16 protein-coding genes, 2 tRNA genes and 1 other RNA gene are annotated in these 18,177 nt (G+C 51.0%); 10 read left to right on the top strand and 9 right to left on the bottom strand.

All coding sequences use genetic code 11. The features are described 5' to 3' along the window. Together AC6I8N_RS11390 and AC6I8N_RS11385 are read left to right on the top strand one after the other, a co-directional pair. A complete protein-coding gene (locus AC6I8N_RS11390) occupies window positions 1–1,929 on the top strand; it encodes a DNA topoisomerase III (protein ID WP_497829077.1) in 1,929 nt (642 codons plus the stop codon). Further along, on the top strand, window positions 1,929–2,225 hold the full coding sequence (locus tag AC6I8N_RS11385; RefSeq protein WP_497830685.1) for a YnjH family protein: 297 nt from the start codon (window positions 1,929–1,931) through the stop codon (window positions 2,223–2,225). Before AC6I8N_RS11390 ends, AC6I8N_RS11385 begins: the two co-directional genes overlap by 1 nt. 32 nt (window positions 2,226–2,257) lie before the next feature. On the opposite strand, the gene xthA is transcribed toward AC6I8N_RS11385, so the two are convergent. Then, window positions 2,258–3,064: an exodeoxyribonuclease III gene (gene xthA, locus AC6I8N_RS11380; RefSeq protein ID WP_497829076.1), complete on the bottom strand. Its 807-nt coding sequence runs from the start codon at window positions 3,062–3,064 to the stop codon at window positions 2,258–2,260. A 149-nt stretch (window positions 3,065–3,213) separates the two neighbouring features. Next, window positions 3,214–3,843 (bottom strand): NADPH-dependent F420 reductase, encoded by a 630-nt coding sequence (locus tag AC6I8N_RS11375; protein WP_497829075.1) that lies wholly within the window; start codon window positions 3,841–3,843, stop codon window positions 3,214–3,216. A 102-nt stretch (window positions 3,844–3,945) separates the two neighbouring features. Between AC6I8N_RS11375 and AC6I8N_RS11370 the strand changes: the two genes are divergently transcribed. Then, window positions 3,946–4,839, top strand: a complete 894-nt coding sequence (locus AC6I8N_RS11370) for a LysR family transcriptional regulator (protein WP_497830684.1) — start codon at window positions 3,946–3,948, stop codon at window positions 4,837–4,839. A 15-nt stretch (window positions 4,840–4,854) separates the two neighbouring features. On the opposite strand, the gene AC6I8N_RS11365 is transcribed toward AC6I8N_RS11370, so the two are convergent. The 5 genes from AC6I8N_RS11365 to AC6I8N_RS11345 all read right to left on the bottom strand — a co-directional run bounded on the left by AC6I8N_RS11365 (window position 4,855) and on the right by AC6I8N_RS11345 (window position 6,743). Continuing rightward, a non-coding RNA gene (locus AC6I8N_RS11365) (RtT sRNA) lies at window positions 4,855–4,983 on the bottom strand. Between the two features lie 42 nt (window positions 4,984–5,025). Beyond that, window positions 5,026–5,110, bottom strand: a tRNA-Tyr gene (locus tag AC6I8N_RS11360). 42 nt (window positions 5,111–5,152) lie between these two features. After that, window positions 5,153–5,237, bottom strand: a tRNA-Tyr gene (locus AC6I8N_RS11355). A 144-nt stretch (window positions 5,238–5,381) separates the two neighbouring features. Further along, a complete protein-coding gene (gene purU, locus AC6I8N_RS11350) occupies window positions 5,382–6,230 on the bottom strand; it encodes a formyltetrahydrofolate deformylase (protein ID WP_021183052.1) in 849 nt (282 codons plus the stop codon). 57 nt (window positions 6,231–6,287) lie between these two features. After that, complete coding sequence (locus tag AC6I8N_RS11345) at window positions 6,288–6,743, bottom strand: YchJ family protein (protein ID WP_036625016.1); 456 nt, start codon at window positions 6,741–6,743, stop codon at window positions 6,288–6,290. 94 nt (window positions 6,744–6,837) lie between these two features. On the opposite strand from AC6I8N_RS11345, the gene rssA reads away from it, so the two are divergent. From rssA to AC6I8N_RS11320, 5 genes are all read left to right on the top strand, one after another. Continuing rightward, window positions 6,838–7,743: a patatin-like phospholipase RssA gene (gene rssA / locus AC6I8N_RS11340; protein ID WP_497829074.1), complete on the top strand. Its 906-nt coding sequence runs from the start codon at window positions 6,838–6,840 to the stop codon at window positions 7,741–7,743. Window positions 7,744–7,845: 102 nt separating this feature from the next. Further along, entirely contained in the window at window positions 7,846–8,862 is a 1,017-nt protein-coding gene (rssB, locus tag AC6I8N_RS11335; RefSeq protein ID WP_021183054.1) for a two-component system response regulator RssB, read from the top strand. A gap of 194 nt (window positions 8,863–9,056) precedes the next feature. Next, window positions 9,057–9,965 carry a UTP--glucose-1-phosphate uridylyltransferase GalU gene (galU, locus tag AC6I8N_RS11330; RefSeq protein WP_021183055.1) on the top strand — a complete coding sequence of 303 codons (909 nt, stop codon included), beginning with the start codon at window positions 9,057–9,059 and terminating at the stop codon, window positions 9,963–9,965. A 23-nt stretch (window positions 9,966–9,988) separates the two neighbouring features. After that, the gene (locus tag AC6I8N_RS11325; protein WP_208723535.1) at window positions 9,989–11,329 is read left to right on the top strand and encodes a UDP-glucose dehydrogenase family protein; all 1,341 of its coding nucleotides are present in this window, start codon (window positions 9,989–9,991) and stop codon (window positions 11,327–11,329) included. Between the two features lie 14 nt (window positions 11,330–11,343). Then, the gene (locus AC6I8N_RS11320) at window positions 11,344–12,351 is read left to right on the top strand and encodes an NAD-dependent epimerase (protein WP_021183057.1); all 1,008 of its coding nucleotides are present in this window, start codon (window positions 11,344–11,346) and stop codon (window positions 12,349–12,351) included. Between the two features lie 98 nt (window positions 12,352–12,449). Here AC6I8N_RS11320 and hns read toward each other — a convergent pair whose 3' ends face one another. Continuing rightward, window positions 12,450–12,857: a histone-like nucleoid-structuring protein H-NS gene (hns, locus tag AC6I8N_RS11315; RefSeq protein WP_036625038.1), complete on the bottom strand. Its 408-nt coding sequence runs from the start codon at window positions 12,855–12,857 to the stop codon at window positions 12,450–12,452. A 418-nt stretch (window positions 12,858–13,275) separates the two neighbouring features. Here hns and tdk point away from each other — a divergent pair, with 418 nt between their 5' ends. Next, a complete protein-coding gene (gene tdk / locus AC6I8N_RS11310; RefSeq protein ID WP_021183059.1) occupies window positions 13,276–13,896 on the top strand; it encodes a thymidine kinase in 621 nt (206 codons plus the stop codon). A gap of 51 nt (window positions 13,897–13,947) precedes the next feature. On the opposite strand, the gene adhE is transcribed toward tdk, so the two are convergent. Next, complete coding sequence (gene adhE / locus AC6I8N_RS11305; protein WP_021183060.1) at window positions 13,948–16,635, bottom strand: bifunctional acetaldehyde-CoA/alcohol dehydrogenase; 2,688 nt, start codon at window positions 16,633–16,635, stop codon at window positions 13,948–13,950. Between the two features lie 436 nt (window positions 16,636–17,071). Here adhE and AC6I8N_RS11300 point away from each other — a divergent pair, with 436 nt between their 5' ends. After that, complete coding sequence (locus AC6I8N_RS11300; RefSeq protein ID WP_021183061.1) at window positions 17,072–17,719, top strand: YchE family NAAT transporter; 648 nt, start codon at window positions 17,072–17,074, stop codon at window positions 17,717–17,719. Window positions 17,720–18,177: the final 458 nt, after the last annotated feature.

Below are 18,177 nucleotides of genomic sequence, written 5' to 3'. Positions count from 1 at the left end.
ATGCGTTTGTTTATTGCAGAAAAACCGAGCCTCGGACGTGCCATCGCCGACGTGTTGCCTAAACCCCATCGACGCGGCGATGGTTATATTGCCTGCGGAAATGATCAGGTTGTCACCTGGTGCGTCGGGCATTTGCTGGAACAGGCGCAACCTGATAGCTACGACAGCCGTTATGCGCGCTGGAATCTGGCTGACTTGCCGATTATCCCTGAGAAGTGGCGGCTCCAGCCGCGTCCCTCGGTGGCGAAACAACTTAAAGTCATTGAAGGTTTGTTGGCGCAAGCGTCCGAAGTGGTTCACGCGGGCGACCCGGATCGTGAAGGACAATTGCTGGTGGATGAGGTGATTGATTACCTGCAATTGCCTGCGGAAAAGCGCCAGAAAGTACAACGTTGCCTGATTAACGACCTCAACCCGCAGGCGGTGGAACGCGCAGTGAGCCGCCTGCGTGAAAACCGTGAGTTTATCCCGTTGTGTGTCTCGGCGCTGGCACGCGCCCGTGCCGATTGGTTGTATGGCATCAACATGACCCGTGCCTGGACGCTGTTAGGGCGTAATGCAGGCTATGACGGTGTGTTGTCGGTCGGTCGGGTACAGACGCCGGTGCTTGGGCTGGTGGTACGACGCGATGAAGAGATTGAGAACTTTATCCCGAAGGACTATTTCGAAGTCAAAGCACATATTGTCACGCCAAAGGATGAGCGTTTTGTCGCCAGTTGGGTGCCGAGTGATGCCTGCGAACCCTGGCAGGATGAGGAAGGGCGCTTGTTGCACCGCCCACTGGCGGATCATGTGCTGGAGCGCATTAACGGCCAACCGGCGCTGGTCACCGCCTATAACGATAAACGGGAATCAGAAATCGCGCCTCTGCCGTTCTCCCTCTCCAGTTTGCAGATTGAAGCGGCAAAACGCTTCGGCCTGAGCGCACAAAACGTTCTGGATTGCTGCCAGCGTTTGTATGAAACCCACAAGCTGATCACCTATCCGCGTTCAGATTGCCGTTACCTGCCGGAAGAACACTTTGCCGGGCGTCATGCGGTGCTGAACGCCATTCAGGCCCATCAACCGGATATGACACCACCGGCTGATTTCAACCCTGAACAGCGCAACCGTTGCTGGGATGACAAGAAAGTCGATGCTCACCATGCCATCATCCCGACCGCACGCGCCAGTAAGGTGAATCTCAGTGAAAATGAAGCCAATATCTACGGCCTGATTGCGCGTCAGTACCTGATGCAGTTCTGTCCCGACGCGGTGTTTCGCAAGTGCGTCATTGATCTCGACATTGCGGGTGGCAAATTCGTTGCTAAGGCACGTTTCCTGGCGGAAGCGGGCTGGCGAGCGTTGCTTGGTAGCAAGGAGCGCGATGAAGAGAACGATGGCACGCCATTGCCGGTGGTCAGTAAAGGTGACGAACTGTTATGTGAACGTGGTGAAGTATTGGCAAAGCAGACGCAGCCGCCCCGTCCGTTCACTGATGCCACGTTGCTTTCGGCCATGACCGGCATCGCACGCTTTGTGCAGGACAAAGATCTAAAGAAAGTGCTACGTGCGACCGATGGTTTAGGAACGGAAGCGACGCGAGCCGGGATTATTGAATTATTGTTCCGGCGAACATTCCTGGTGAAAAAGGGCCGCTATATTCACTCTACCGAGGCGGGCAGGGCATTGATCCATGCGCTGCCGGAAATGGCGGCACGGCCTGATATGACTGCCCACTGGGAATCGACGCTAACCCGCATCAGTGAAAAAGCCTGTCGTTACGATGAGTTTATGCAACCGCTGGTCAGCACCTTAATTGGCCTGATTGGCCAGGCGCGGCAGCAGCCATCGCTTCAGGCATTTCGTGGCATTGCCGCAAGTGGGAGCGCGAGTGAGAAAAAACGGACACGCAAACCTGCCCGGCGCAAAATGAAGGAGACCGAGTGATGCGATATCTGATGGTGTTGCTGAGTGGCGCTCTGTTGTTGAGCAGCGCGGCACAGGCGAATCGCACCCCTGATTCTGGCCGCACGGGTAACACCGACGTGGTGGTGGATATGCCGCCAGAAGTCTGGACGCAGGGGCAAAATAATCAGCAGAGCAACTGTCTGCAATGCTGTACCTATGAGAATCGCAGCTACTCGGAGGGTGCGGTAGTCAAAGCGGAAGGTGTGCTGCTGCAATGTTCGCGCGATGAGAAAGTGATGGGTACTAATCCATTGATTTGGAAAATTATCAAATAAGTCGCGTGGCCTGAGCAGGCCACGCAGCGTCATCACAATTTAAAGGTTGACCATACCGGCGCATGGTCCGACGGTTTTTCCATGCTGCGGATGTCGTAATCAATACCGCTGTCGATACAACGCGATGCCAGAGGCTGACTGGCCAGCAGCAAATCGATACGCAGACCGCGGTTATCATCAAAGCCTTTGGAGCGGTAATCAAACCATGAGAAACGGTCAGTCGTTTCCGGGAATTGTGCACGCCAGGTATCAACCAGACCCCAGTTAAGCAGGCGGTCCATCCACTCACGCTCTTCCGGCAAGAATGAACATTTACCGGTGCGCAGCCAACGCTTACGGTTCTCTTCACCGATGCCGATGTCGAGATCGGTGCTGCTGATATTCATATCACCCATAATCAGCACCGGTTTGTCTGCTGCCAGTTGAGTTTGCAGGTAGCTTTGCAGATCCTGATAGAACTTCGCTTTTGCCGGGAATTTGATCGGATGGTCACGGCTTTCACCCTGAGGGAAGTAACCGTTGATCACCGTGATATTCCCAATCGGGCTGGGGATTTCAGCCATAATCAGACGGCGCTGGGCATCTTCGCCATCAAGCGGGAAGCCGCGATGTACCGCGACCGGCTCGGCTTTGGTCAGTAGTGCGACCCCGTAGTGGCCTTTTTGTCCATGATAAAAGACGTGGTAACCGAGTTTACTGACCTCTTCAAGCGGGAACATGTCGTCATGGACCTTGGTTTCCTGCAAGCCAATCACGTCCGGCTGATGCTGTTCCACCAGCGCTTCAAGTTGATGAGGGCGCGCACGCAAACCATTGATGTTAAATGAGACAAATTTCATTTCGCTACCATTTTTATCCGCAAAAGTATGGCGGGATGGTAGCGAGTTTTGTGGTAAATGTCATGGTCAGAAGCGGCATTGCGTAGCGGCGCGATATATCGCGCGGTTTTTCCGTGCTGAAAATGCGCGATAAATCACGCCGCTGTGCTTCAGAATCTGACAGCCCGGGCCAGTGCGGCAATCAATTCACTGCTGTTCATTCGCACGCAATAAGACGGCATACCGCGTTCAAAACGCCAGCCTTCAGCCAGCGGCCCGGCATCAACGGCATCAAAGCCGAAGGCGTCGTACAACGCGACCGCGATTGCTTTACCTTCTGCATCGTCACCGGCTACCGGCAGGGCGCGTCGACCGGATGTGGCTGCGGCCTGACCGTCACTCTCCAACTGGGTCATTGGGATGGCGTTGAAGGCTTTGGTGATCCGCGCCTCTGGCAGGTAACGGGCCAGCAGTTCGCTGGTGGTGGTGGTGCGGGAAGATAATTCGGCGATGTCGCCGTCGCGTTCGCGATAGTAATTCACCGCATCAAGGACGGGCTTGCTGCCAATCTCAGTGGCAGGCAGAGCATCAATGGCGGTCAGCGGTACCGCGATAATGACGATATCACCGAAGCTGGCGGCTTCGCGAGCTGTGCCGATCTCACAACCGATCATCGGGCGCAGGCTGAACAACGTTTGCGGGTCGCGTGAGTTACTGAGCATGACCTGATGTCCGGCCTGAATGGCTAATTTGGCGATCGCCCGGCCTACGAATCCTGCGCCAATAATTCCTGTCTTCATTTTTTCACTCCATCGGGTTGTTGTGAGTTGTAATATGATTCCCTCCCATAAGAAGATAAATCGCATTAATGTTGTTTTAAAAACAACTCTCAGGAGGGAATGATGGACAAACTGGCCGGGATGAAGGTGTTCGTCAAAGCCGCTGAATTAGGGTCATTTGCCGCTGTTGCGGATGCACTGGAGATGTCACCACAGATGGTGGCTAAACACATTGCAGCGCTTGAGACACGACTGGGTGCCGCATTAATCAACCGTACCACGCGACGTCAGCATTTGACTGAAATCGGCCGTCGCTACTATGAGCGTTGCCGCGTGGTGCTGACCGAAGTGGAGGAGGCGGATGCCGTAGTGTTGAATATGCAGGCCACGCCTTCCGGTATTATCCGTGTGAATGCCCCGGTGACCTTTGGGTCATACACACTCTCGCCTTTCATCAGCCGTTACCTCGCTGCCTGGCCACAAGTACAGGTCGAACTGACGTTGAGTGACAGAATCATTAATGCCACCGAGGAAGAAGCGGAGGTTTTGATCCGCATTGGGGAGTTGGCCGACAGCGCTATGGTAGCCTGGCCGCTGGCACCCTATCGATTGATTGCCTGTGCAGCCCCGTCTTACATTGCGCGTCATGGCATGCCCCAGACACCGGCAGAACTGCAACATCACGCCTGCCTGGTCTATGGCTACTGGTCTGCCGCGATGCCCTGTCGTTGGATCTTTCATAAAGCGGGTAAGATTGAAGAAGTCAGGCCGGAAGGGCGCTTACGCTCCAACGACTGGAAAGCCCTGATGCATGCTGCACTTGAGGGTTATGGTGTGACTCTTGGACCAGAAGATGTGCTTAAAGAGGAAATCGATAAAGGACGTCTGGTGCGGGTGCTGCCGGATTACAGCGGACCCTCTCGCCCAATGCATATACTGGTGCCATCGGCGCGTAAGCAAACGACCAAGATACGTTGTTTTGTTGATGCGGTGAGGACTGAGTTTGGGAATAAATAGGGGAGAATATTCGGATGGTGGTGGGAGAAGGATTATTCGGCGCAGAGCGCCTCACCCTTCGGGCCGCGCTAAAGCGCGTTGTCTCGCGTGGCTCGACCCGAACCTTCGGTCGAAGCTTCTCATCCTTCTCCAATCAGCGATATGGGGAATGTGAGTGAAAGTCAGGAACAAGGGAGAATATTCGGATGGTGGTGGGAGAAGGATTCGAACCTTCGAAGTCTGTGACGGCAGATTTACAGTCTGCTCCCTTTGGCCGCTCGGGAATCCCACCAGGGATAAGGCATATTGTGGCAACAGATCGCGGCGATTCAGATGGTGGTGGGAGAAGGATTCGAACCTTCGAAGTCTGTGACGGCAGATTTACAGTCTGCTCCCTTTGGCCGCTCGGGAATCCCACCACTGGCCTGAATCATTACGCCTGAAAGCGGGGCGCATAATACCAAATGCGCTTCATCTGTAAAGCGCCCGCACTAAATTTATGAATCGATTGCCCACTTTTTACTCGTGGCGCTGAAGGCTTGCGCAGTTCAGCGCCGAAGTGGTTAAAGAATGATCGTGCGGTTGCCGTACACAAACACGCGTTGACCCAGCACTTTATACAGTGCTCGGCTCAATACATTCTTCTCTACATCGCGACCGGCGCGCATCATCTCTTCAGCGGTGTAGCTGTGATCAACGTTGATCACATCCTGCATAATGATCGGGCCTTCATCGAGATTGTCGTTCACATAATGCGCGGTCGCGCCGATGATTTTCACACCACGCTCATACGCCTGATGATAGGGGCGTGCACCGATAAATGCCGGCAGGAAGGAGTGGTGAATGTTGATGATCTGGTTCGGATAGCGTTGCACAAACGCGGGCGTCAGGACGCGCATATATTTCGCCAGCACCACATAATCGGGTTGATAACGATCAATCTCATCCGCCATGCGGTTGTCGTGTTCTTCGCGCGTCAGACCTTCATGGCTGACCAGCACAAAGGGAATATCAAAGCGTTCAACCAACGAGCGCAGCGTTTCATGGTTGCCAATCACCGCAGCGATTTCCATATCAAGACCACCAAAGGCGCTTTTCATCAACAGATCGCCAAGGCAGTGCGCCTCTTTGGTCACCAGGATCACCACACGACGGCGGCCTGCGCTGTTCAGTTCGCGAATTGAACCCGCCGGTAAGGCGCTATCAAGATCCGCAAGCAGGGTGTTGTCGTTGAAAATGCCTTCAAGCTCTGTGCGCATAAAAAAGCGCCCGGTACGGTGATCGACAAATTCGTTGTTCTGCACGATGTTGAGTTCATGCTTGTAACAAATGTTGGTGATTTTGGCGATCAGACCTTTCGCATCGGGGCAAATGGTACGTAAAACTTTTCGTTGCATGGTTTGCGCTTGCATCTCGATCAGAGTCCTGTCAAAGCGATGAATGGTAATGCTGTTGGGCTGATGTCCACATCAGCCACAACATTTTTTGTATTTTTTATCGGAGCCACAAGGACAGCGATCGTTTCGCCCCAGCGGGGGCGTTGTTCCGTCCACATAGTACCAGCGTTGATCCTCACGAAGAAAGCGTGAACATTCATAGATGGCCGATGTGCGTCCTTTTTCGAGGTATCGCGCAAAAAAGGTCACGAATGCTTCATTCTGATGGCTTCCCTGATTACAACGGGTTACATTCAGGCCCAGCCATTCAGTACCGGAAAAACTTTCAGATAATAACGTCTCAAGTTCGGCCACACGTTGGCTGGAGTGCCAGGTTGCGACCAACCATGCCGCGTTTTTCTCCACGTATGCCGTGTAGCGTGAGCGCATCAGCTGTTCGGCGCTTGCCGGGGTAGCCTGCCCGGTCAGAAAGGGTTGGCAACATAGGCTATACTGCTTTCCGCTACAGCAGGGGCACGTTTCGGACACGTCATCTCCACAAGGTGATTAAAGTTAAAGATTGCGCGCTATGGTAGCTGACTGTCGGGCGCGAAGCTACGTACCAGGTAAATCCCGAGGTGAGATGAGAAAGGTGAGGATCGGGCTGGCCCTGGGTTCAGGTGCCGCCAAAGGCTGGTCGCATATTGGCGTGATCAATGCGTTAGAACGGGCCGGGGTCGAGATTGATGTGGTCGCCGGCTGTTCGGTGGGGGCGCTGGTGGGATCAGCGTATGTCAGTGGCCGTCTTGGTATGATGGAACGCTGGGTCAGCGCCTTTCGCTACTGGGATGTGATTCGCCTGATGGACCTTTCATGGCAACGTGGCGGACTATTGCGCGGCGATCGCGTGTTCAGCCATGTTCGGCAGATGATACCCCATGAATTAATTGAGCAATGCGAAAAACCTTTCGGTGTTGTTGCCACCAATCTTAGTACCGGTCGTGAGTTGTGGTTAACCGATGGCGACCTGCATCAGGCGGTACGTGCATCATGCAGTATGCCAGGCTTATTACCACCCGTTGGCTACAATGGGTACTGGCTGGTCGATGGTGCGGTGGTCAACCCGGTACCCATTTCGCTTACGCGTGCGTTAGGGGCTGACATCGTGATTGCTGTCGATCTCCAGCATGATGCGCATCTGATGCAGCAGGATTTACTGTCAGTGACGCCGCAGAGTGGTGAGGAGCAGGCGGCAGCAGAAGCATTGAGCTGGGGTAAAAAATTACGTCAGCGACTACTGGGACTTACCCAGCGTCGTGCAAATCAAACGCCTGGTGCCATGGAGATTATGTCGACCTCCATCCAGGTGCTGGAAAATCGCCTGAAGCGCAATCGTATGGCAGGCGATCCGCCGGATGTGCTGATTCAACCCTTTTGTCCGCAAATTTCTACGCTGGACTTTCACCGGGCTGAAGAGGCCATTGCGGCAGGCAAGGCCGCCGTCGAGAAAAAAATGGATGAACTATTACCGCTGGTCCGTAGCAGATAGTCAGGTTGTTCATTCACAGGTGTTGTGACTTCGGTTAATTCTGAAAGGCACAACTGCGTTTTATGAACCACTATTGAAATGTCTGGTACGCAGGGGGAGAGAATGGAAAAACCGCTAATCGGCAAAAAGATACTCATTGTCGAAGATGAGGTCGTTTTCCGTTCGTTGCTTGATAACTTTTTAATCAGTCTTGGCGCGCAGACCATGCAGGCCGGAGATGGTCTTGATGGGCTGACGCTGCTCACCGCACAGGCGGTTGATCTGGTCATTTGCGATCTGGAAATGCCGCGTATGGGTGGGATTCAGTTCGTAGAACGCATCCGCAGCCGGGGTAACAGCGTGCCAATCCTCATCATATCCGCTACCCAGAACATGGCGGATATTGCCCATGTGTTACGCCTTGGCGTTCAGGATGTACTGCTTAAACCGCTGAGAAATCTCGATCGTTTTCGCGAAGCGGTGTACGAATGTCTCTATCCTTCGATGTTTACCTCAAAAGTTGAGGAAGACGAACAACTTTTTCAGGACTGGGATGCGCTGGTGAGCGATCCTCTGGCGGCGGCAAAATTACTGAAACAATTGCAGCCTCCGGTCCAACAAAATATTGCCAATTGCCGAATCAATTACCGACAACTCACTATGGCAGAACAGCCGGGCCTGGTGTTGGATATTGCTGCCCTGTCAGATAAAGATCTGGCGTTTTATTGTCTGGACGTTACCCGGGCGGGTGATAATGGCGTACTGGCGGCCTTGTTGCTGCGTGCGTTATTCAATGGCTTGTTGCAGGAACAACTTTCCGGTCAGAAGCAGCGGTTGCCCGAGTTAAATGGTCTGCTGCGCCAGGTCAATATGTTGTTGCGGCAGGCAAACCTTAATGGTCAATTCCCGCTGCTGGTCGGTTATTATCATCGGCAGCTGAAAAACCTTATTCTGGTGTCAGCCGGTCTGAATGCCACCCTGCACATTAACACCCATCAAATTCAACTCAGTAATGGCGTACCGCTTGGCACTATGGGGAGTACGCATCTTAATCAAATTAGCCAACGCGCCGAGTCCTGGCAGTGCCATGTATGGGGCGCTGGTGGCCGACTCCGCCTGATGTTATCGGCTGAAGAATAAACGATTACATTTATATTTTTCGCGGGTTGAAGACAGGACCAGGGCTTAGCTTTACACTTGGGTAATAGTCTTAAATTCCGCGGATTAACTTCATCCAGGATAAATCCGTCAAAGAGTAACTGATATACTCAATTTCGATTTTTAAACCGACATATCAAGTATTAACTTGAGCGGCCTATAAGAGAGGTATCTTGATGTCTGCCTTTAAGTCAAAAGTAAAAAAAGCGGTAATCCCTGTAGCTGGCCTGGGCACGCGTATGCTGCCAGCCACCAAAGCTATCCCGAAAGAAATGTTACCGCTGGTTGATAAGCCGTTGATCCAGTATGTCGTGAACGAGTGTATCGCTGCCGGCATTAATGAGATCGTGCTGGTCACCCATTCCTCTAAAAACGCCATCGAGAACCACTTTGATACCAGTTTTGAGCTGGAGTCGATGCTGGAAAAACGTGTTAAGCGTCAGCTGCTGGATGAAATCCAGTCTATTTGCCCACCGCATGTCACCATCATGCAGGTTCGTCAGGGTATCGCCAAAGGTCTGGGCCACGCTGTGATGTGTGCACACCCGCTAGTTGGTGATGAGCCGGTTGCAGTCATTCTACCGGACGTGATCATCGATGAGTACGAGTCCGACCCGACGAAAGACAACCTGGCAGAAATGCTGTCTCGCTATGAAGAAAGTGGCCGTAGCCAGATTATGGTTGAGCCGGTTGCCGACGTGACGGCATACGGCGTGGTTGACTGCAAAGGTGCCGATCTGGCTCCGGGTCAAAGCGCACCGATGGTCGGTGTGGTTGAGAAGCCGAAAGCCGCTGAAGCCCCGTCAAATCTGGCGGTAGTGGGGCGTTATGTACTGTCTGCTGACATCTGGCCTTTGCTGGCAAAAACCCCTCCGGGTGCAGGTGGTGAAGTTCAGCTGACTGACTCCATTGCCATGCTGATGGAAAAAGAGACCGTTGAAGCTTACCACCTGAAAGGTGTGAGCCACGACTGCGGTAACAAATTGGGTTATATGCAGGCTTTTGTTGAATACGGTGTTCGTCATCCGGTTCTGGGTAAAGATTTCACCCAATGGCTTGAAGGCGCTGTAGGAAACAAAAAGTAATCCATTAAAAACAGGATAATTCAATGAAAGTCACTGTATTTGGTATCGGCTATGTCGGTCTGGTTCAGGCTGCGGTGTTAGCCGAAGTCGGACATGACGTTCTCTGTATTGATGTCGACGCGAAAAAAGTCGAAAACCTGAAAAAAGGCATCATTCCGATTTATGAACCCGGTTTAACCCCGCTGGTGATGTCGAACTATGAGGCAGGTCGCCTTAAGTTCAGCACCAACGCGGAAGAGGGTGTCAACCACGGTGTGATGCAGTTCATCGCGGTGGGGACGCCCCCGGATGAGGACGGTTCTGCCGATCTGAAATATGTGACTGCGGTTGCGCGTACCATTGCGCAACATATGAATGATCACAAAGTGGTTATCGATAAGTCGACAGTACCGGTCGGTACTGCTGATAAAGTGCGCGCAGTGATGACCGAAACCCTGAAAAAACGTGATGCTAATATCGCGTTTGATGTGGTTTCAAATCCGGAATTCCTCAAGGAAGGTGCAGCGGTTAATGACTGCATGCGTCCTGAGCGCATCGTTATTGGCACCGACAATGACGACGTGGTTGAGCTGTTACGCGAGCTGTATGAGCCGTTCAACCGTAATCACGATCGTATGATTTTGATGGACATCCGTAGTGCAGAGCTGACCAAATACGCAGCAAACTGCATGCTTGCCACCAAAATCAGCTTTATGAACGAGATGTCTAACCTGGCTGAACGACTGGGTGCGGATATTGAGAAGGTGCGTCAGGGTATCGGTTCTGATTCCCGTATTGGCTACCACTTTATCTATCCGGGCTGTGGCTACGGTGGTTCCTGTTTCCCGAAAGATGTGCAGGCGCTGATCCGCACAGCAGAGTCTATCGGTTACAAACCCCGTCTGTTGCAGGCGGTTGAAGATGTGAATGACTCGCAGAAAAGCAAGCTGCCTGGCTTTATCAAACGTCACTTCGGCGATGATTTGCGTGGTAAAACGTTTGCTCTGTGGGGGCTGGCATTTAAACCGAACACCGATGATATGCGTGAAGCCTCCAGCCGTGTACTGATTGAAACGTTATGGGAAGCAGGTGCTACCGTTCAGGCGTTCGATCCGGAAGCGATGGATGAAGCACAGCGTATCTACGGACACCGTAGCGACCTGAAGCTTATGGGTACCAAAGAAGCGGCGTTGCAGGGAGCTGATGGCCTGGTGATTTGCACTGAATGGCAAAACTTCCGTGCCCCTGATTTTGATGTGATTAAAACAGCATTAAAACAACCCGTGATTTTTGATGGTCGTAACCTGTATGATCCGGAGCGTATCAGCAAACGCGGTTTCGTTTATTATGCAATCGGCCGCGGGGCTTCAATTCAAATTGCGTAATAGATGAGGGATGTATGAAGTTTCTGGTTACCGGTGTAGCAGGTTTTATTGGATTTCATGTGAGTCAGCGTCTGCTGGCTGCCGGTCACCAGGTTGTCGGCATCGACAACCTTAATGACTATTATGATGTCGGCTTGAAACAAGCCCGCCTTGACCAGATAGCGCAACATCCCGCATTCAGCTTTAGCAAAATGGACCTGGCAGATCGCCAGGCCATTTCTTCTTTATTTGAGCAGCAAGGTTTCGACCGGGTTATTCATTTAGGCGCGCAGGCAGGGGTGCGATATTCCATAGAAAATCCACATGCCTATGCCGATGCAAACTTGATCGGGCACCTGAATATTCTTGAAGGTTGTCGCCACCATAAAATTGGGCATTTGCTTTACGCCTCGTCCAGTTCAGTTTATGGTCTGAACCGCAAAATGCCTTTTTCAACTGATGATTCGGTTGACCATCCTGTTTCACTTTATGCGGCGACCAAAAAAGCTAATGAGCTGATGTCGCACACTTATTCGCATCTCTACCAATTGCCCACTACCGGTTTACGTTTCTTCACGGTATACGGTCCGTGGGGACGTCCTGATATGGCGTTGTTTAAATTTACGCGCGCAATGCTGGCAGGTGAGCGCATTGATGTTTACAACAACGGGCAAATGAAACGCGACTTCACCTACATTGATGATATTGCCGAGGCCATTGTGCGTTTGCAGGATGTGATTCCGCAACCCGATGAGCAATGGACGGTGGAGACCGGAACGCCAGCAAGCAGTTCAGCACCTTATCGCGTGTATAACATCGGAAATAGCCAGCCAGTGAGCCTGATGGATTATATCAAGGCACTGGAGAATGCCCTGGGCATCGAAGCAAATAAGAATTTGATGCCGATGCAGCCGGGAGATGTGCTGGAGACCAGCGCGGATACGCAACCATTGTATGATGCGATCAATTTCCGGCCACAAACCAGCGTCGCTGAAGGCGTGCAGCAATTTGTTGACTGGTATCGTGAATTTTACCACGCGTAATCATGCATGAAAAAAGGAAGCCTCAGGCTTCCTTTTTTTTACCTGGTGAATTCACCAAATGGGTGTGTAATCACAAAAATTGCTAAGCACTGGTGGGGTTACAGCAGGAAATCGTCCAACTGTTTGCCTTGTTCTTCAATCGCTTTTTTAATCACGGCTGGTGTACGACCCTGACCAGTCCAGGTACGGGTTTCACCATTTTCGTCAACATATTGATATTTTGCCGGACGAGCTGCGCGCTTGGTTTTACCCGCAACTTTAGTTTCTGATAAAGCCTGCAATAACTCATTCGGGTCGATACCATCAGCAATCAGCATCTCACGATATTGTTCGAGTTTACGCGTACGCTCGGCATTTTCTGCTTGCGCATGAGACTCTTCTTCACGACGTTCATTCACCACAACTTCGAGTTTCTCCAGCATCTCTTCCAGAGTTTCCAGAGTGCATTCCCGAGCCTGTGCGCGCAATGTACGGATATTATTAAGAATTTTAAGTGCTTCGCTCATTGTCCTAATCTCAAAATATATTTAATGGGAGTTGTTCTGCCAGCTCATAATAGTGGCGGAGAAAAATAACTGCAATAGCCAGATTAAAAAGTAAAACGTAAATTAAAACGCAGAAGGCATTTTTAGCGACAGATGTAGTCTATTTAACTTGTCACATTGTATTCGATAGCCCTTAAAGTTTGTGGTTCAAAGGTGCGTTGAAGGCATACAGTTGATCCGCTAAAGGAATAAAAATGAATAAAAAGTCGGCATGGCCACTCCTTTATCATTGAGTGCTATTTGCGTGCTCAAGCGGCATTCTGTTAAGTGAACTTATGCTGTTAATTTGAGCAAATGATAAAAACAATCCTGCGCTACAGCGTGATACCTTTATGGTAGACTTGCACGCATCTGATTTTGGCCCTGAAGAGATTTACCAATGGCTCAACTCTATTTTTATTACTCAGCGATGAACGCGGGCAAATCAACGGCGCTGCTACAGTCATCCTATAATTATCAGGAGCGCGGTATGCGCACCCTGGTCTATACCGCTGAAATTGACGATCGCTTTGGTGCGGGCAAGGTAAGTTCACGTATCGGTCTGTCATCACCTGCCTGCTTATATAATGCAGAAACTCAACTCGATGTGGAAATAGCCGCAGAACATGCCCGTCAACCGCTTCATTGTGTATTGGTCGACGAAAGCCAGTTTCTGACGCGCGAGCAGGTCAGGGCGTTGTCGGATGTGGTCGACAATATGGATATTCCGGTGCTGTGCTATGGATTACGCACCGATTTCCGTGGCGAATTATTTGTCGGTAGCCAATATCTGTTGGCATGGGCTGATAAGTTGGTTGAGCTGAAAACCATCTGCCATTGTGGACGTAAAGCCAGCATGGTTTTACGCCTCGACGCCAGCGGTAAGCCTTTTAGTGAAGGTGAGCAGGTGGTGATCGGTGGAAATGAGCGATATATATCTGTCTGCCGTAAACATTATAAACAGGCGATTGATGAAGGATCATTAAAAGCCATTTACGGGAATCGCCAGCCCGAATTATAAAATTGCATGCATAAAAAAACCCGCCGAGGCGGGTTTTTTTATTATTCAAACTCAGGCTTTTTTGGTTTTTTTCTCTGCTTTCACCACTTTCACCGGTTGTAAGTCAACGGCTTCCGCCACTTCGGCTGTCGCTTCGACAAACTCACGGCCGTAGAAGGTATCCAGCATGATTTGTTTCAGCTCAGCAATCAGCGGATAACGCGGGTTCGCACCGGTACACTGGTCATCGAAGGCATCGTCAGCCAGTTTATCCACTTTCGCGAGGAAATCGGCTTCCTGTACCCCGGCTTCACGAATTGAGGTCGGAATACCCAACTGCGTTTTCATCTCTTCCAGCCACGCCAGCAATTTCTCAATTTTCTGCGCGGTACGGTCGCCATCGGCACTCAGACCCAGATGATCAGCGATTTCAGCGTAACGACGACGTGCCTGCGGGCGGTCATACTGGCTGAAGGCGGTCTGCTTGGTTGGGTTGTCATTGGCGTTGTAGCGAATGACGTTACAAATCAGCAGGGCGTTCGCCAGACCATGTGGAATATGGAACTCAGAACCCAGTTTGTGGGCCATTGAGTGACATACACCAAGGAAGGCGTTAGCAAACGCGATACCGGCGATGGTGGCCGCATTGTGCACACGCTCACGCGCTACCGGGTTTTTCGCACCTTCTTTATAACTGGCTGGCAGATTCTCTTTCAGCAGTTTCAGTGCCTGGAGCGCCTGGCCGTCAGAGTATTCATTGGCAAGGACGGAGACGTAGGCTTCCAGCGAGTGGGTTACCGCATCCAGGCCACCGAAGGCGCAGAGTGAACGCGGCATATCCATCACCAGGTTCGCATCGACAATCGCCATATCCGGAGTCAGCGCATAGTCAGCCAGTGGGTATTTCTGACCGGTCGCGTCATCCGTTACCACAGCAAACGGCGTTACTTCAGAACCGGTACCGGAAGTGGTGGTGATGGCGATCATGCGTGCTTTCACACCCATTTTCGGGAATTTGTAGATACGTTTACGGATGTCCATAAAGCGCAGGGCCAGTTCTTCAAAATGGGTTTCCGGATGTTCATACATCACCCACATGATTTTTGCCGCATCCATCGGTGAACCACCACCCAGGGCGATAATCACGTCAGGTTTAAAGCTGTTCATCTGCTCAGCGCCTTTGCGCACAATGCTGAGCGTTGGGTCAGCTTCGACTTCGAAGAACACTTCAGTCTCGATTCCGTGTGATTTCAGCACGCGGGTGACCTGGTCAGCATAGCCATTGTTGAACAGGAAACGGTCAGTAACGATGAAGGCGCGTTTGGCCCCATCCGTTGCCACTTCTTCGAGTGCAATTGGCAGAGAACCACGACGGAAGTAGATGGACTTCGGAAGTTTATGCCACAACATATTTTCAGCTCGCTTGGCCACGGTTTTCTTGTTGATGAGATGTTTAGGGCCCACGTTTTCAGAAATGGAGTTACCGCCCCATGAACCGCAACCGAGAGTCAGTGACGGAGCCAGTTTGAAGTTATACAGGTCACCGATACCACCCTGTGAGGCCGGGGTATTGATCAGAATACGCGCCGTTTTCATCTTGTCGCCGAAGTAGTGTACGCGCTCACCCTGGTTATCCTGGTCGGTATAGAGACAGGAGGTGTGGCCGATACCGCCCATAGCAACCAGTTTTTCCGCTTTACCCACCGCGTCTTCGAAATCTTTGGCACGATACATCGCCAGAGTCGGGGACAATTTTTCATGCGCGAAAGGTTCTGATTCATCAACCAGTTTTACTTCACCAATCAGGATCTTGGTGTTAGCAGGGACGGTGATACCGGCCATCTCCGCAATTTTAGGCGCTGGCTGTCCAACAATGGCGGCATTCAGTGCGCCATTTTTCAGGATGATATCCTGAACGGCTTTCAGCTCTTTACCCTGCAACAGATAGCCGCCGTGGGTGGCAAAACGCTCACGCACTGCTTCATAAACGGAGTCGACGACAATCACTGACTGTTCAGAAGCACAGATCACGCCGTTATCAAAGGTTTTGGACATCAGGATGGAAGCAACTGCACGTTTAATATCTGCTGTTTCGTCCACCACTACCGGGGTATTACCGGCACCCACACCAATGGCAGGTTTGCCTGAACTGTAAGCGGCTTTCACCATGCCCGGTCCACCGGTTGCCAGGATCAGGTTGATATCCGGGTGATGCATCAGCTGATTTGACAGCTCAACAGACGGGGCATCGATCCAGCCGATAATGTCTTTCGGTGCGCCAGCGGCGATAGCTGCCTGCAACACGATATCTGCGGCTTTGTTGGTGGCATCCTTAGCACGCGGATGTGGTGAGAAGATAATACCGTTACGTGTTTTCAGGCTAATCAGTGCCTTGAAGATGGCGGTAGAGGTCGGGTTAGTGGTTGGAACAATACCGCAAATCAGGCCGATAGGTTCAGCGATGGTGATAGTCCCGAAAGTGTCATCAGTTTCGAGCACACCACAGGTTTTTTCATCTTTATAAGCGTTGTAGATATATTCGGAAGCAAAGTGGTTTTTGATTACTTTATCTTCAATGATGCCCATGCCGGATTCGGCAACGGCCATCTTAGCCAGAGGGATACGTGCATCAGCAGCAGCGAGCGCGGCAGCACGGAAGATTGCATCAACTTGTTCCTGACTAAAGTTGGCGTATTCACGCTGTGCCTTTTTAACACGTTCTACCAGTGCATTAAGTTCGGCGACATTAGTTACGGCCATGGTGTTCTCCTGAAGGAAGTTAAACTTTTTTAGTAAACAAGCCTGGATCCAGAAGTATAGTCGTGCTCTGGTCAGGAGAAGCGAAGGAACTCGCAGTTGCTTACTAAAAAGGTTTTCCGGTCTGGATACTAAAGCCTCAGGATTCTGTTTCGATGGGGTAAGATTACCCCCGATGAGGTAGGAGAATTATGATGCAGATCAATTTCGCCCCAAGCTGACACCTTTCAGCACCCACTTTCGCAAGTAAAGTAATCGCGGACGCCACAAAATGACGACTGCTCAGCAGCAAAGTGGTAACTCGCCATTAACGCCAGTCAGATGTACTGGATTAAAGGTAAAAAAGCAGCATAGTTTTCTGCTTAAACCACTGGTTTTTCTCCCGGCTTTTGCACTACATTAAGCGCGATTTTCACTGTGACCATTTCTGGAGCTGACTGTGACCCCCGTGCTACTTGATCTATCCGGCTATATTAAGTTTTTTGTCGGTTTGTTCGCCCTGGTGAACCCGGTGGGCATCATTCCGGTGTTTATCAGCATGACCAGCTACCAGGGGGCTGCGGAGCGCAATAAAACCAATCTTACGGCTAACCTTGCAGTGGCGATCATCCTGTGGACCTCGCTGTTCCTTGGTGATGCGATTTTGCATCTGTTCGGCATCTCCATTGATTCCTTCCGCATTGCTGGTGGCATCCTGGTGGTGACCATCGCCATGTCGATGATCAGCGGTAAGTTGGGTGAGGATAAGCAGAACAAGCAGGAAAAATCAGAAACCGCGATTCGCGAAAGCATTGGTGTGGTGCCTCTGGCATTGCCGCTGATGGCCGGTCCCGGCGCCATCAGTTCCACCATCGTCTGGAGTACGCGGTATCACAACTGGCAAAATCTGCTGGGATTCACCGTCGCTATTGCCATATTCGCCTTTTGCTGTTGGCTGTTGTTTCGAGCGGCACCGTTAATGGTTCGCGTACTTGGCCAGACCGGAATCAACGTTATTACCCGTATTATGGGTTTGCTGTTGATGGCGTTAGGCATTGAATTTGTAGTCACCGGACTAAAAGCCATTTTCCCTGGTTTATTAAGTTAAAAATTGGCTTAATTTTTCTCACGTCATCAATGGATGATCCTGAATGGTGCAATCAGGTAAAATACTGCACCATTTAAGTGCTTTTATTCATCGTACTTAACAGCGCAGTGCTGATATCAATTTTGCTACTGCCGTCTCCTTCCCTTGTGTGATTCTCGTTTTTTATTGTGATAATTATCACAGCATCATATCTGGCATAATTGCCAATGATATAAATAAAACCTCTGCATGGGGTTATTTTAGTGAATAGATATGCCATTGTAATGCTAACTAATGGCATATAACGCATTTAAAATATAAGCCAGTCGCGCATGCGCATAATGTCAGCATAAATTGATATAAATAAATTAAAATCAATGAATTAGATGATAATTCTGGTTAAGAATTAACACTTTTCCTTCTCACCAGGACGTGATAAAAGAGAATTAGCTAACATTTTTGCGGTTTAGCTTTGGCGT

It is taken from the genome of Pantoea sp. X-Soil-TKNS-1279, from assembly GCF_059730565.1.
This window is presented reverse-complemented; position numbering and strand designations above follow the sequence as displayed.